This is a genomic window from Chryseobacterium sp. Leaf404, assembly GCF_001424145.1.
GTDB lineage: Bacteria > Bacteroidota > Bacteroidia > Flavobacteriales > Weeksellaceae > Chryseobacterium.
In genome coordinates this window covers 537,998-551,450 of record NZ_LMQM01000010.1, presented here as the reverse complement: position 1 = coordinate 551,450, position 13,453 = coordinate 537,998, and the positions used below count along the sequence as shown (strand labels likewise).

The 13,453-nt window shown below is 35.6% G+C and carries 13 protein-coding genes; 12 read left to right on the top strand and 1 reads right to left on the bottom strand.

What is annotated here, in order from left to right; genetic code table 11:
• Positions 1 to 211 precede the first annotated feature (211 nt).
• The 6 genes from purH (at position 212) to ASG31_RS08280 (ending at position 7,255) form a co-directional block, all read left to right on the top strand.
• On the top strand, positions 212 to 1,726 hold the full coding sequence (gene purH / locus ASG31_RS08305) for a bifunctional phosphoribosylaminoimidazolecarboxamide formyltransferase/IMP cyclohydrolase (protein WP_056031383.1): 1,515 nt from the start codon (positions 212 to 214) through the stop codon (positions 1,724 to 1,726).
• An 84-nt stretch (positions 1,727 to 1,810) separates the two neighbouring features.
• A complete protein-coding gene (purD, locus tag ASG31_RS08300; RefSeq protein WP_056030515.1) occupies positions 1,811 to 3,049 on the top strand; it encodes a phosphoribosylamine--glycine ligase in 1,239 nt (412 codons plus the stop codon).
• A 258-nt stretch (positions 3,050 to 3,307) separates the two neighbouring features.
• Positions 3,308 to 4,837 (top strand): glutamine-hydrolyzing GMP synthase, encoded by a 1,530-nt coding sequence (gene guaA, locus ASG31_RS08295; protein ID WP_056030512.1) that lies wholly within the window; start codon positions 3,308 to 3,310, stop codon positions 4,835 to 4,837.
• A 127-nt stretch (positions 4,838 to 4,964) separates the two neighbouring features.
• The gene (locus tag ASG31_RS08290; RefSeq protein ID WP_056030510.1) at positions 4,965 to 5,762 is read left to right on the top strand and encodes a hypothetical protein; all 798 of its coding nucleotides are present in this window, start codon (positions 4,965 to 4,967) and stop codon (positions 5,760 to 5,762) included.
• Positions 5,763 to 5,768: 6 nt separating this feature from the next.
• Entirely contained in the window at positions 5,769 to 6,317 is a 549-nt protein-coding gene (locus ASG31_RS08285) for a TIGR02594 family protein (RefSeq protein ID WP_056030507.1), read from the top strand.
• A gap of 65 nt (positions 6,318 to 6,382) precedes the next feature.
• Complete coding sequence (locus ASG31_RS08280) at positions 6,383 to 7,255, top strand: aldo/keto reductase (protein WP_056030503.1); 873 nt, start codon at positions 6,383 to 6,385, stop codon at positions 7,253 to 7,255.
• A gap of 67 nt (positions 7,256 to 7,322) precedes the next feature.
• Here ASG31_RS08280 and ASG31_RS08275 read toward each other — a convergent pair whose 3' ends face one another.
• A complete protein-coding gene (locus tag ASG31_RS08275) occupies positions 7,323 to 8,486 on the bottom strand; it encodes a thioredoxin family protein (protein ID WP_056030500.1) in 1,164 nt (387 codons plus the stop codon).
• A gap of 104 nt (positions 8,487 to 8,590) precedes the next feature.
• On the opposite strand from ASG31_RS08275, the gene ASG31_RS08270 reads away from it, so the two are divergent.
• The 6 genes from ASG31_RS08270 (at position 8,591) to ASG31_RS08245 (ending at position 13,445) form a co-directional block, all read left to right on the top strand.
• On the top strand, positions 8,591 to 9,079 hold the full coding sequence (locus tag ASG31_RS08270) for a DNA-deoxyinosine glycosylase (RefSeq protein WP_056030497.1): 489 nt from the start codon (positions 8,591 to 8,593) through the stop codon (positions 9,077 to 9,079).
• Positions 9,076 to 9,732 carry a hypothetical protein gene (locus ASG31_RS08265; RefSeq protein WP_056030494.1) on the top strand — a complete coding sequence of 219 codons (657 nt, stop codon included), beginning with the start codon at positions 9,076 to 9,078 and terminating at the stop codon, positions 9,730 to 9,732. The genes ASG31_RS08270 and ASG31_RS08265 overlap by 4 nt, the downstream gene beginning before the upstream one ends.
• Positions 9,733 to 9,900: 168 nt before the next feature.
• Complete coding sequence (gene queA, locus ASG31_RS08260; RefSeq protein ID WP_056030491.1) at positions 9,901 to 10,950, top strand: tRNA preQ1(34) S-adenosylmethionine ribosyltransferase-isomerase QueA; 1,050 nt, start codon at positions 9,901 to 9,903, stop codon at positions 10,948 to 10,950.
• Between the two features lie 88 nt (positions 10,951 to 11,038).
• A complete protein-coding gene (rlmN, locus tag ASG31_RS08255) occupies positions 11,039 to 12,073 on the top strand; it encodes a 23S rRNA (adenine(2503)-C(2))-methyltransferase RlmN (RefSeq protein ID WP_056030488.1) in 1,035 nt (344 codons plus the stop codon).
• On the top strand, positions 12,073 to 12,501 hold the full coding sequence (locus ASG31_RS08250) for a hypothetical protein (protein WP_056030485.1): 429 nt from the start codon (positions 12,073 to 12,075) through the stop codon (positions 12,499 to 12,501). Before rlmN ends, ASG31_RS08250 begins: the two co-directional genes overlap by 1 nt.
• A gap of 65 nt (positions 12,502 to 12,566) precedes the next feature.
• Complete coding sequence (locus ASG31_RS08245; RefSeq protein ID WP_056030481.1) at positions 12,567 to 13,445, top strand: hypothetical protein; 879 nt, start codon at positions 12,567 to 12,569, stop codon at positions 13,443 to 13,445.
• Positions 13,446 to 13,453 lie beyond the last annotated feature (8 nt).

Here is a 13,453-nt window from a genome sequence, read left to right as displayed (position 1 = left end):
GATATATTGTTAAATTAAAAATAAAGACACACTTAGATAAACAAAAATTATTTCAAAATAATCTAAGTAAAAGTAAGACCGGAGGTGAAAGAACCGGTCTACAGTTTGAAATAACTGTAAAAAGTAAAAGTTGAAAAGTCCCTGTGGACAAAAGTAAAAATGAATGAAAATCGCAATCCTGCGGTTTTCATTTCAAAAAATGAAAAAATCTATGAGCAAGAGAGTTTTGATCAGTGTTTCTGACAAAAGCGGATTAACAGAATTCGCACAGTTTTTAGAATCTCAGAATTATGAATTGATCTCCACAGGAGGTACATTCAAACATTTGAAAGACGCTGGTTTAAATCCGATTCAAATCGACGAAGTAACAGAATTTCCTGAAATGCTTGACGGAAGAGTAAAAACTTTACACCCAAAAGTTCACGGTGGTCTTTTGGCAGTCCGTTCAAACGAAGAACACATGAAAACTGTTCAGGAGCACAGTATCGGTTTGATCGATATGGTGATTGTGAATTTGTATCCGTTTTTTGAAAATGTAAACAAAGACATTTCATTACACGAAAAAGTAGAATTCATCGACATCGGAGGGCCTTCAATGCTTCGTTCAGCTGCTAAAAATTTCGATTCCGTAACTGTTATTACCGACGTTGAAGATTACGAAAAAGTAAAATCTGAAATGGAACAAAAAGGTGACACCGCTATCGAAACCCGTAAAAAATTAGCCGGAAAAGTTTTTAACTTAACTTCAGCTTACGATGCGGCCATCTCAAGAATGCTTTTAGATGAAGAATACCCAACTTATTTAAGTGCCTCTTACAAAAAAGTGGCAGACTTAAGATACGGAGAAAACCCACACCAGACTGCAGCCTACTATGCTTCAACTTTTGAGAATGGTGCGATGAAAGGTTTCGAACAGTTGGGAGGAAAAGAATTGTCATTCAACAATCTTCGTGATATGGATCTTTGCTGGAAAGTAGTAACAGAATTTAAAGACGAAATGGCTTGTTGTGCTGTAAAACATTCTACACCTTGTGGCGTGGCAATCGGAACTTCAGCTTTAGAAACTTATCAAAAAACTTTCGAGTGCGATCCAATTTCAATTTTCGGCGGAATTGTTGCTGCCAACTTCAAAATCGACGCTGCAACTGCTGAAGAATTAAACAAAACTTTCCTTGAAATCGTAATGGCTTCGGATTTTGACGAGGATGCTCTGGAAATTTTAAGAAAAAAGAAAAATTTAAGAATTATAAAAATCGTCAATCCTGTTTCAGACAAGCAAACCTGGGTAAAAGTTGATGGTGGAATCTTGGTTCAGGACAACGACAGTATTTTCTCAGACGATATTAAAGTAGTTACTGAAACTCAACCGACGGAAGAGCAGAAAAAAGCATTATTGTTCTCGCAGAGAGTTGTAAAATACGTAAAATCAAACGCAATTGTTGTTTCAAACGGTATTCAAGCTTTCGGAATTGGCGGTGGACAGGTGAACAGAATCTGGGCGACGCAACAAGCCATTGAAAGAGCAAAAGAAAAATTCACAGGCGAATTAGTATTGGCTTCAGATGCGTTTTTCCCTTTCCGTGATGTGGTAGATTTCTGCGCTCAGGAAGGCATTACAGCGATTATCCAGCCTGGAGGAAGTGTAAAAGATCAGGAAAGTATAGATGCGGCAAACGAACATAAAATCCCGATGATGTTCACTGGCGTAAGACACTTTTTTCATTAAAATTGAATTAAAATAATAATTGGAGATTGTATTTATAGCATTCAAAATTATATATTTGTAAAATAGACTAGAAATAAATAAAGTATGAGAATATTAATCATAGGTGAAGGTGGAAGAGAATCTGCTTTGGCTATCAAACTTCAGAAAGATTCAAGAGTGAGTCAAATGTTTTTTGCCAACGGAAACGCAACTACCGACAGAATTGGGAAAAATATCCATCTATCAGAAATCAAAGAACTTAGAGATTTCGCTATCAAAGAGAAAGTAGATCTTACCATCGTTGGTCCGGAAGCTCCTTTGGTAGCTGGTCTTAAGGATGAATTTAAAAAGCACGATCTTAAAGTTTTCGGTCCTGCACAAAAAGTGGCAAGTCTTGAAGGAAGTAAGGCTTTCTCCAAGAAATTTATGAAAACCTATGATATCAAAACTGCCAAAGCAGAAGTTTTTGATGCCTACAATGATGCAAAACAATATCTTCAGACTCAGGAATTTCCATTGGTAATCAAAGCCAGCGGTTTGGCGGGTGGAAAAGGCGTTGTAATCTGCGAAAATTTAGAAGAGGCAGAAGCTACTATTCACGACTTTATGATCAGAAGAATCTTCGGTGATGCGGGAATCCGTGTGGTTATCGAAGAATATCTGGAAGGTTTTGAAGCTTCCATCATTGCATTTTCAAACGGGGAAAAATTATTCCCTTGCGTTGCTGCAAAAGATTACAAAAAAGCAGGTAACGGTGATACAGGCCCAAACACAGGCGGTATGGGAGCTGTGGCACCAAGCCCTGAGTTTACAGCAGAGCACTTCGCAGATTTCGAAAAAAACATCCTTGAACCTACACTGAAAGGTCTTAAAACAGAAGGTTTTGGTTTTAAAGGAATCATTTTCTTCGGACTGATGATCACAAAAAACGGAACTTACCTTTTAGAATACAACATGAGATTCGGAGATCCTGAAACTCAGGTTTTGATGGCTTTAATGGAAAACAATCTGCTGGATGTTATTCAGGATTGTATGGAAGGAAAAGATATTCAGCTTAAATTCAAAGACGAAAAAGCAGTTTGTCTGGTAATGTGCTCTGGAGGTTACCCAAGAAATATGGAGCTTGGCTTCGAAATAAAAGGTGAAGAAAGGGTAAAACACAGCCAGTTACTGTACGCAGGAGCTGCAAAAAGAGGCGATAAAGTAGTGTCAAACGGTGGAAGAGTTCTCAACATTGTTGCAACTGGCGCTACTTATGATGAAGCACGCAAAAAAGTGTACGAAGATGCAAGCCACGTACATTTCGATTACAGCTTCTACAGAGAAGACATCGGTAAATTTTAATATAATGCCCTGATTTTTCGGGGCTTTTTTATTAGGAGCCGGGAACCTGCTGGAAGTTTATCCTGAGCCTAGCCGAAGGGCTGTATCTTTTTTGCCATTGCGAACAACGTGAAGTAATTTGTTGAACCATTTCTCAATCGCAATAACAAAAAAAGATGCCGCTCCCATCAGGGCTAGGGTTTTCGTCCTTTTAAAAAATTAGGTAAATCAAACATCATTTGTTTTATCATTTATAAATTATCAATCATCAATTATACAATGAATAACGGTATCATCATATTAGATTTCGGATCTCAGTACAACCAGCTTATCGGAAGAAGAATCCGTGAGATGGGCGTGTATTCCGAAATTTTACCATTCAATACACCATTAGAAACAATTCTGGAAAAACAGCCAAAAGGTATCATCCTTTCCGGCGGGCCAAGTTCTGTAAACGCAGAAAACGCGCATTTGGTTGAAAAAGAATTGTACGAGCAGGGAATTCCCGTTTTAGGAATCTGCTACGGAATGCAGCTTACCGCACATCTTTTAGGCGGAAAAGTTCACAAAGGAGTTAAAGGCGAGTACGGAAAAGCACATCTGGAAATCGTAAAAGAATCTTCATTATTAAAAGGAGTTACTGACAATTCTATCGTTTGGATGAGTCACTTTGATGAAGTAGGACTATTACCTGCAGGTTTCGATTTAAATGCAAAATCAGGTGTAATTGCTTCGATTGCCAATGAAGAGAAAAAAATCTATTGCGTACAGTTTCACCCTGAAGTTTCTCACACGGAAGAAGGTGGTAAAATGCTCGAAAATTTTGTTTTCGCTATCTGTAATTCAGAGAAAAACTGGAAACTTACCAATTACATCGATAAAACGGTTGAAGAAATTAAAGAAAGAGTAGGAGATAATAAAGTAATCCTTGGTCTTTCCGGAGGTGTAGATTCTTCTGTTGCTGCGGTTTTGATTCATAAAGCAATCGGAGATCAGCTTCACTGTATCTTTGTAGACACGGGACTTCTTAGAAAAGATGAAGATGTAAAAGTGATGAAAAATTACGGCGAAAGCTTTAATATGAACATCAAATTGGTTGATGCCAAAGAAAGATTCCTTTCAAAATTAGCCGGAGTTGACGATCCTGAGACCAAGAGAAAGATCATTGGAAACGAATTTATTCACGTTTTCGACGAAGAATCACATAAAATTGAAGGAGCAAAATTCTTAGCACAGGGAACTATTTATCCTGACGTGATCGAAAGTCAGTCGGTAAACGGACCTTCAGCAGTAATCAAATCCCACCACAACGTTGGTGGACTTCCCGAAGAAATGGAATTTGAATTGCTTGAACCTTTAAGGGAACTCTTTAAAGACGAAGTTAGAAAAGTAGGTGAAGAATTGGGAATTCCTCATCATTTGGTACACAGACATCCTTTCCCTGGTCCAGGTCTGGGAATCAGAATTCTGGGTGCTGTAGATGCTGAAAAAGTGAAAATCCTTCAGGAAGCGGATGATATTTTCATCGAAGAATTATATAAAAACGATTTGTACGATAAAGTTTCTCAGGCATTCGTCGTTCTTCTTCCCGTAAAATCTGTAGGAGTGATGGGTGATGAAAGAACTTATGAATATACAGCAGTAGTCCGTTCTGCCAACACTATCGACTTTATGACCGCAACGTGGAGCAGACTTCCGTACGAGTTCTTAGATACTGTTTCCAGCAGAATCATCAACGAAGTAAGAGGAATCAACAGAGTAGCTTACGATATCTCAAGCAAACCACCAGCAACAATTGAGTGGGAATAATCTTGAATGAAATTTAAATATAGACCAGCTTTTTTTGAGGCTGGTTTTTTTGTTTTAAATAGCGAAAAAGGGTAATTGAAAGGTATGTAAGTTAACCGTAGGTTTACTCTAATAAAAACTTTTAATCATGTTTAAAAATACCGCAAACCTTTCGCTATTCCTGTACGGATTTTTCGTATTTGTAGGAGTTATTTCTATCCTGTTAGTATATCGAATTATTAGAAATAAAACCTTCGAGATAGAACAAATTGATAAATTCTTGGATTACTTCAAATGGGTTATAGTTACTTTAGCAATTAGTTCTGTTACTTTAATAATAAGTGATTTATTTAAAGAAAGAGATCAAGATATCAAAGAAGTACAGTATTTCGATAAATATATAAATCAAGTTAAAAATCAAGATAGTATCGAAACGCGCTATCAGTTCGTTAGATATTTAGCCACCGTTGCTCCTAGTGGATATATGAAAGAGTCATGGGAGAATTATTACGACAGTATCAAAAAAGATTACAGGGAAATTTCTTTAAAAAAAACAAAACTCGCTAAAGCTAATAACATCAGCAATCCATCATCTAAACAAATTGTAGAAAATCTTAAGACTAAAGAAGAACTAAAGTTGCTCACTGCGCCTCTTACAGAGGAAAAAAAAATGTCAGACGAATGGTACATTATTGCAGGTGGTGATACGACAATTGATGAAGCTAAAAATGAGCTGATTAAAGCAACTAAAATAAATATAAATGCCAATATTATTAAAAAAGGAAATGTTTTTCGAACAGTTCTTATGGGATATTTCTCAAAGGAAGCTGCCGAAACAGATTTGTTTTCCGTGAGAAAAATAATTCGTAACGATGCTTATATAGTTAATGGTACGAAGTGGTGTAGTAGTTTAGAAGAATCTCAAGAATGTTTAATTTGTAAATAAAAACTCATGAAACTAACAAATGAATACAAGTGGTTGGCTGATGAATCAGGACCACTGATGATCAAGAATGCCCTTTCACTTTTAGATGTTGCGGAAGCACTCGGAGTTCAGAATAATCATGTTATTTTATCTTGGGCTGACGAAATTGGAGGGGATGTCGATAAAATATATATTGCAGATTCAATCCCATGGTGCGGTTTGTTTATGGCAATCGTTGCGAAAAGGAGTTCTAAGAATATTGTTAAAGATCCTTTATGGGCATTGAACTGGGGAACTTTTGGAAAGTATACTGAAATCGCTATGTTAGGTGATGTTTTGGTGTTCGTAAGAACTACCTCTACTGGTTCTAAGGCAGGACATGTAGGCTTGTATGTTGGCGAAGATGATAAACATTATCATGTTTTGGGAGGCAATCAATCTGACAAAGTATGCATTAGAAAAATTCTAAAATCACGACTGTACACTGCGAGACGCCCACTTTATAATAATCAGCCAAGTAATATAAGAAGGATTAGAATCCTTAGCGGTGGTATTGAAACTGATGGTGAACAATAGATCATAATTTTTATGTAATGTATTATTAATTTCCCCGACCTTTGTTTCAATCAAAACAAATAAATATGCACAAAAATTATGCAGTTCAGCCTGTAATTACTTTGAACAATGGCGTTGCCATTCCTGCTTTAGGATTTGGCGTTTGGCAAATGGAAGATCTTCAGCAGTGTGAAGATGCTGTGATAAAAGCCATCGAAGTGGGATACAGAATGATTGATACAGCCTCAATTTATCAGAACGAAACAGCGGTGGGAACGGCAATCCAAAAATGCGGTGTGAGCAGGGATGAACTTTTTATTACCTCAAAACTTTGGGTTCAATCACATGGTTACGAAGAAGCGAAAGCGGCATTCCAAAGAACTTTAGACAGATTGCAGCTCGACTATCTGGATATGTACCTAATTCACTGGCCTTTCGGAGATTTTTTAGGTGCTTGGAAAGCTTTCGAAGAACTCTACAGTGAAGGAAAAATAAAAGCAATAGGTGTTTGCAATTTCACAATTGAAAAATTGGAAGAGTTAAAAGCTAATGCTAAAGTTTTGCCTGTTATCAACCAAATCGAGTTACATCCTTTATTTCAGCAAAAGGAACTTCAGGTGTACAACAGAGAAAACAACATTGTAACTCAGCCATGGAGTCCGCTTGGAAACGGAAATGCAGGTCTTTTGGAAAATGAACAGTTAAAAGCGGTTGCGTTGAAGTATGATAAAACTGTTGCTCAGATAATTCTAAGATGGCATCTTCAGGAAGGTTTCTGCGTAATTCCGAAATCTGTGAGGCCTTCCAGAATCGATGAGAATTTTAATGTCTTTAATTTTGAGCTTACAAAAGACGAGATGAATGTTGTCAGAAGTTTAGATACAGGAAAAAGACTGTTCTTTGACCCGAAAGATCCTGAATGGGAACAGAAAATGCTCAACTCCAAAGCAGATATTTAATCATAAAATAAGCAAAGTCCGGCCACATTGAGCCGGACTTCTATTAACCAATAAAACCAGGATGGCTTTATAAACTTTTCAGTAATTTTTCTGTATCAGCTACATCTTCCCCTTCAGCTTTTCCTAAATCAACAGATTTTTGTGCCCAGATTTTAGCATTCTTCTTATCTCCAACCTTATTGTAAAGATTAGCCAAAGTATCTGTGTTGGCATAGCTTTCTTCCTTTTTTACAGATTCCTGTGCCCATTTTACAGCTGTCTGAAGACCAGGTTTTGAATCTACATTTTCAAAAAAGTTCCATGCGATTTCATTGAGCTCCATTGAAGACATTTTTTCGTAATCAGCATAGAGTTCAAGTGCGATTTTTTCGTAAGTTTTAAAATCTTTAGCTCTCGCCGCTCTGCCCATTCTGGCTTTCTGTAAAATTTTCTCCGCTTCGTCTTTAGCCAAAAACTTTTGTGCTTCAGTTAAAAAATATTGGTCATCCCATGATTTTTTCTCAGCATTATAAGATTTTTTCATGATTGCATTTACTCTTACATTTTTATCAAATGCGTTGTAATTGGCTTCAGGAAAAACCTTGATAATGTCAGCTTTTCTTTCTTTGAACATCGTGTACATTGGGCTGTCAGGATTTTGTGCAGCCATCAAAAGCATCTGTACATCTTCCTGAGTAAGCGTTTTCACCTGTGGAAAGTATTTTTCCAAAACTTTCGTTGCAAACTGAGGGTCATTATAAATTGTTAATCCTGCAAGATTTTTTAATAATTCAGGATTGGTATCTCCTTTTTCAAATTTTTGCTTTAAAGTGCTCAGTCTCTTATTAGGGTCATTTGCATCCTTTGCAATCACAATAAAGTCTTTTGCTTCAGGAGTGTATCCTAAAGATCTGTGAACTTCTTCACCGTCACCATTGATGAAAAGATAGGTCGGGTAAGATTTTACGCCATATTTTTTGGCAATTTCCAGGCCTTCACCTTTTTCCATATCAATTTTTGCATTCACGAAGTTTGCATTGAAGTATTCGCCAACTTCCTGCTGAGGGAAAATGTTTTTGGCCATCAGTTTACATGGTCCGCACCACGTTGTATAGGCATCTAAAAAGACAAGTTTGTTTTCTTTTTTCGCTTTTTCCAAAAGATTTTTGAATGGTGTTTCTTCAAATTTAATTCCCTGTGCAAAAGCTACAGCGCTGAGGACAATAGAAGAAAGGATAGCAAGTTTTTTCATTTAAACTAAAAATTATTTAATACAAATTTAATTATATTTCTATTTGATTGTGAATAATCTTTTTTATTTAACATTTTTTAGGTTTTCAAGTATTATATTTGAATATGCAAAACAGAATCTCATCATTCCCACCTGTTATTAATGAGGAATCAAAAATTCTTATTTTAGGTTCGGTTCCGGGCGTGAAATCTCTTGAAAAGCAGGAATATTATGGTCATCCACAAAACAAATTCTGGAAGATTATATTTGAATTATTTAATGAAGATTTTACCGAAAATTATAAGGAGAAAATTAAAATTTTAAAGAAAAATAATATCGCAGTTTGGGACGTAATCGATACCTGCGAAAGAAAAGGCAGCCTTGATTCTGAAATCAGAAATGAGGAAGCCAATGATATCAGAAATCTGTTGGAAACCCATCCAAATATTCAGGCTATATTTTGCAATGGCGGAAAATCCTATAAAAATCTGAAGAAAATTTTAGATAAAAATTCTGAAATTCCTGTATATTTATTGCCTTCAACCAGTCCGCTTCACACGATTTCTTATGAACGGAAACTTGAAGATTGGAAAATTATTAAAACATATTTATGAGAAAAATTTTTACGTTATTTTTATGTCTGATTTCGGTAACAGTTTTTAGTCAGACCTATCAGTTTAATTATCAAATTGAAAGTCACTACAATGGTGGGATGTCTGATGGAGAAAGTGTTTACACAAGCTTTTATGATTCAAAAAGCAAAACCCAACTCAGTTTAAGAAGTTTCAGCGGGAAATTGCGCGCAGTTATTTTTGATAAAGAAAAGAATATCCGGCATTTGTTTAAGGTTACTGAAGAAAAAGGAGCCGTTGCATTCGAATATCTAAATACAATTAAAGTTGATGAGGATTTTAATCACATTGCAAAAGATATCATCGAAGTTACAAAAATTGATTCTTTACAATACAAAATTGTTGGATTTGTAGATGAAAAGAAGAAAAAGAAAAGATTTTCTGCTGATGTTACTTTAGAAAAATCAAAAATGAGCTATTTGACAGTTGGAGTGGATCACGCTAAAACTGAAGAAATGCAGGAGAAATTACAAAAACTCTTAGATTCAGATTCAACTTACATTGTAAAGAAAATCAAATTGCACTACAATACAAGAGTTTCCTACAAAATTGTGAACGATTTTCAGGTTGTAGATTTTAAGCTTTCACTACCAGAAAAATTGAACTACAAAAATGATAGTTATTGGGGAGTTTAGTTGCTATATTAAAATTTTGATTAACTATATCTGGATAAAAAACCAATTCCTTTATTTTATTTCGGCTAATTCCCTAAAACACTTGACAAAGGGGTATCGAATGTCGTATATTTGCACCTCGCAAATTACTTACTGTAATTGATAATTTTTAAACCGTAATTTAAAAAAATGAAAACATCAGATTTTAATTTTGATCTTCCAGAAGAACTTTTAGCAGAACACCCTTCAGAACACAGAGACGAAGCCAGATTAATGGTTTTGGACAGAAAAACTCAGACAATAGAGCATAAACTTTTCAAAGATGTTGTAGATTATTTCGACGAAAAAGATCTTTTCATCTTCAATAATACTAAAGTTTTCCCTGCACGTCTTTACGGGAACAAAGAAAAAACCGGTGCTAAAATTGAAGTTTTCCTATTGAGAGAGCTTGATAAGGAGACGAGAGTTTGGGACGTTTTGGTAGATCCGGCAAGAAAAATCAGAATTGGAAACAAACTATTCTTCACTGAAGACGAATCTTTGGTAGCTGAAGTTATCGACAATACAACATCCAGAGGGAGAACTTTGAGATTTTTGTATGACGGTCCTTACGAAGAATTCAGAGCTAAATTGAAAGAATTAGGAGAAACTCCTCTTCCAAAATACATTAAAAGAGATGTTGAGCCTGAAGATGCTGAAAGATACCAGACCATTTACGCAAAAGTAGAAGGAGCTGTAGCTGCACCTACTGCAGGTCTACACTTCTCAAGACATTTGATGAAGAGACTTGAAATCAAAGGGATCGACTTCGCTGAAGTTACGCTTCACGTAGGTTTGGGAACTTTCAACCCGATCGAAGTTGAAGATTTATCTAAACATAAAATGGAATCTGAAGAGATTTTCATCGACGAAAAAAATGCTGCAATCATCAACAAGGCTGTTGAAGAAAACAGAAGAGTTTGTGCTGTAGGAACTACAACGATGAGAACATTGGAAACATCAGTGTCTTCAAACAAAAAAATATCTGCATTCCACGGTTGGACGAATAAATTTATTTTTCCACCACACGATTTCGGAGTTGCAAATTGCATGATTACCAATTTCCACACGCCAAAATCTACATTAATGATGATGATTGCCGCATTTGCAGGAAAAGATTTCGTGATGCACGCTTACGAAGAAGCTGTAAAAGAAAAATATAAATTCTACTCTTACGGAGACGCAATGTTGATTCTTTAAGACAGAAGCTGGAAGCTGGGTGCTGGAAGTTTACGATTCAGCGCCCAGATTTTCATCAGACATCCATCATCCGACACCCAACAATTCAATGAAAGACATCCGTACTTTATCTCTCGATCAACTCAAAGACTATTTCGGCACCATTGGCGAAAAGCCGTTTCGTGCCAAGCAGGTCTATGACTGGATCTGGAGTAAAAATCTTCATTCATTTGAAGAAATGACGAATCTTTCAAAAAACCTGAGAGAAAATCTGACGCGTGATTTCGTAATGAATCCCGCGGCGGTTGATCAGTTCCAGAAATCTACGGACGGAACCATAAAAAATGGTGTTAAACTGCACGACGGCTTAATGGTGGAATCAGTTTTAATTCCTACAGAAACCAGAACCACAGCTTGCGTTTCTTCTCAAGTCGGCTGTTCTCTTAATTGTGAATTTTGTGCCACTGCAAAGCTTAAAAGGATGAGAAATCTTGAAGTTGCAGAAATTGTAGATCAGGTGGCACTCATCGACAGGCAGAGTAGGGAATACCACAACAGACCATTGTCGAATATCGTGTTTATGGGAATGGGCGAGCCGATGATGAACTATAAAAATGTAGTTGAAGCCATTAAAAAAATTACTCAGCCGGAAGGTCTGGGCATGTCGCCGAGAAGAATTACCGTCTCAACATCTGGAATTCCGAAGATGATTAAAATGCTTGCAGATGATGAGTTGCGTGTAAAATTAGCTTTGTCTTTACATTCAGCAGTAGAGTCTACCCGTAACGAAATTATGCCATTTTCTGATAAATTTCCATTAACGGATATTATGGAAGCCTTGCAGTACTGGTACAAAAAAACAGGCTCAGTGATCACTTTTGAATATTGTGTCTGGAAAGGAATAAATGATAAGGATGAAGACATAAAAGCTTTAATTAAATATTGCCGTCAGGTTCCTTCAAAGGTTAATCTAATTCAGTACAACCCAATTGGTGAAGGTAAATTTGATCACCGAAGTGTTGCTGCAGAAGAAAAATACGTTCGTGAATTGGAAAAAGCCGGAGTAACTGTAATGGTAAGAAAAAGCCGTGGTGGCGATATCGATGCAGCTTGCGGACAATTGGCGAATAAGACTGCTGAATAATGATTCTTTTTTGGAGTATTCTATTTTATTCAAATTCGATTTTTGCTGTCTTTTCAATTCTCTATCTTATTTATGAAAAAATAAAAAAGAAAGAAGGATTCAAAGGAATTTTTATGCTTGTCTTTTCACTTTTTATCATGTTTTTTTCTCAAGATAGATTGTGTAATCTAATTTTAGAAGAAATTATTACTGATCTGAAATCCGGAAAACTGGTTTTAGAGAAAAACCAAATTTTAACCAACTCAAATATCTATAAATTAGAAGTTTCATCTCAAAGACATAATTATTCTGAAAAAACTTATGCTGTAACACTTTTACCTTCTAAAGATAATTTGATAATTAAACAAGATTATTCAAACAACAGGTTTTGGTTTTTTTATACGAAATATTATTACAGTAAACACCATGCAGTTGGATACGTTAAATAACTTAAATATTATTTTGACATTTATCATTTAACAAATCTTAAAAAGAAAAACTTTAATTTTGCCCAATGAAGAAGCTTTTTCTAATCCTTTCCATAATTTTTTCGATTCTAAATTCCGCACAGCAATCTATAATTTTTAAAATAAAAAATTACAGAGTTTCTGTTTTAAGTGATTCCATTCAGGAAACTTCAGGTTTAAATTTATTTGATGGAAGATTATACACTTTCAATGACAGCGGAAACCCCGCTGAACTGTATGAAATTGATAGAAACTCAGGGAAAATTTTCACAGTTTTAAAAACAAATGCTGAAAACAAAGACTGGGAAGCATTAACAAATGACGGCGAAAACTTTTATATCGGTGATTTTGGAAATAATACAGGAACACGTCAGGATTTAAAAATTTTTAAAATTCCATTTAATAATAATCGGATTCAGAATGATTCTCTGAAAACCATTTCATTTTATTATTCTGATCAGAAAGATTTTAAACCAAAAAATATTGCCACAGATTTCGATTTGGAATCTATGATTTACTTAAATGGAAAACTTCATATTTTTACCAAAGAGTGGGTTTCAAAATCAACCACTCATTATGCTTTAGATCCAAATAATTTCGAAAAACAGGCAGCTCAGAAAATTGAAACCTTTAAAACAGGTTTTATGATTTCTGATGCTTATTATTTTGATAGAAAACTTTATGTCGTCGGTTACACCAAAAAAACTGAAGTCTTTCTGATGATTTTCGATGAATCTGAATCCGGAATTTTCTTTAAAAATAATCCAAGGAAATTATATCTGGGGAGTGCCCTAAGCATCGGCCAGATCGAAGGAATTGCTGTTGATGAAATGGGGATTTACATTTCTGGTGAGAAATTCTACTCACCAATCGGTAACACAAAAACTTATTTCTATTTTATACCAAAAGAAAAACTGAAATTCTAACGCAGTTT

Coding starts and splice junctions, on each gene's coding strand:
- purH (WP_056031383.1), top strand. CDS start 212: ATGAGCAAGAGAGTTTTGATCAGTGTTTCTGACAAAAGCGGATTAACA.
- ASG31_RS08265 (WP_056030494.1), top strand. CDS start 9,076: ATGAGAAAAATTTTTACGTTATTTTTATGTCTGATTTCGGTAACAGTT.
- ASG31_RS08245 (WP_056030481.1), top strand. CDS start 12,567: ATGAAGAAGCTTTTTCTAATCCTTTCCATAATTTTTTCGATTCTAAAT.
- ASG31_RS08285 (WP_056030507.1), top strand. CDS start 5,769: ATGAAACTAACAAATGAATACAAGTGGTTGGCTGATGAATCAGGACCA.
- ASG31_RS08290 (WP_056030510.1), top strand. CDS start 4,965: ATGTTTAAAAATACCGCAAACCTTTCGCTATTCCTGTACGGATTTTTC.
- ASG31_RS08280 (WP_056030503.1), top strand. CDS start 6,383: ATGCACAAAAATTATGCAGTTCAGCCTGTAATTACTTTGAACAATGGC.
- ASG31_RS08275 (WP_056030500.1), bottom strand. CDS start 8,486: ATGAAAAAACTTGCTATCCTTTCTTCTATTGTCCTCAGCGCTGTAGCT.
- purD (WP_056030515.1), top strand. CDS start 1,811: ATGAGAATATTAATCATAGGTGAAGGTGGAAGAGAATCTGCTTTGGCT.
- ASG31_RS08250 (WP_056030485.1), top strand. CDS start 12,073: ATGATTCTTTTTTGGAGTATTCTATTTTATTCAAATTCGATTTTTGCT.
- guaA (WP_056030512.1), top strand. CDS start 3,308: ATGAATAACGGTATCATCATATTAGATTTCGGATCTCAGTACAACCAG.
- ASG31_RS08270 (WP_056030497.1), top strand. CDS start 8,591: ATGCAAAACAGAATCTCATCATTCCCACCTGTTATTAATGAGGAATCA.
- rlmN (WP_056030488.1), top strand. CDS start 11,039: ATGAAAGACATCCGTACTTTATCTCTCGATCAACTCAAAGACTATTTC.
- queA (WP_056030491.1), top strand. CDS start 9,901: ATGAAAACATCAGATTTTAATTTTGATCTTCCAGAAGAACTTTTAGCA.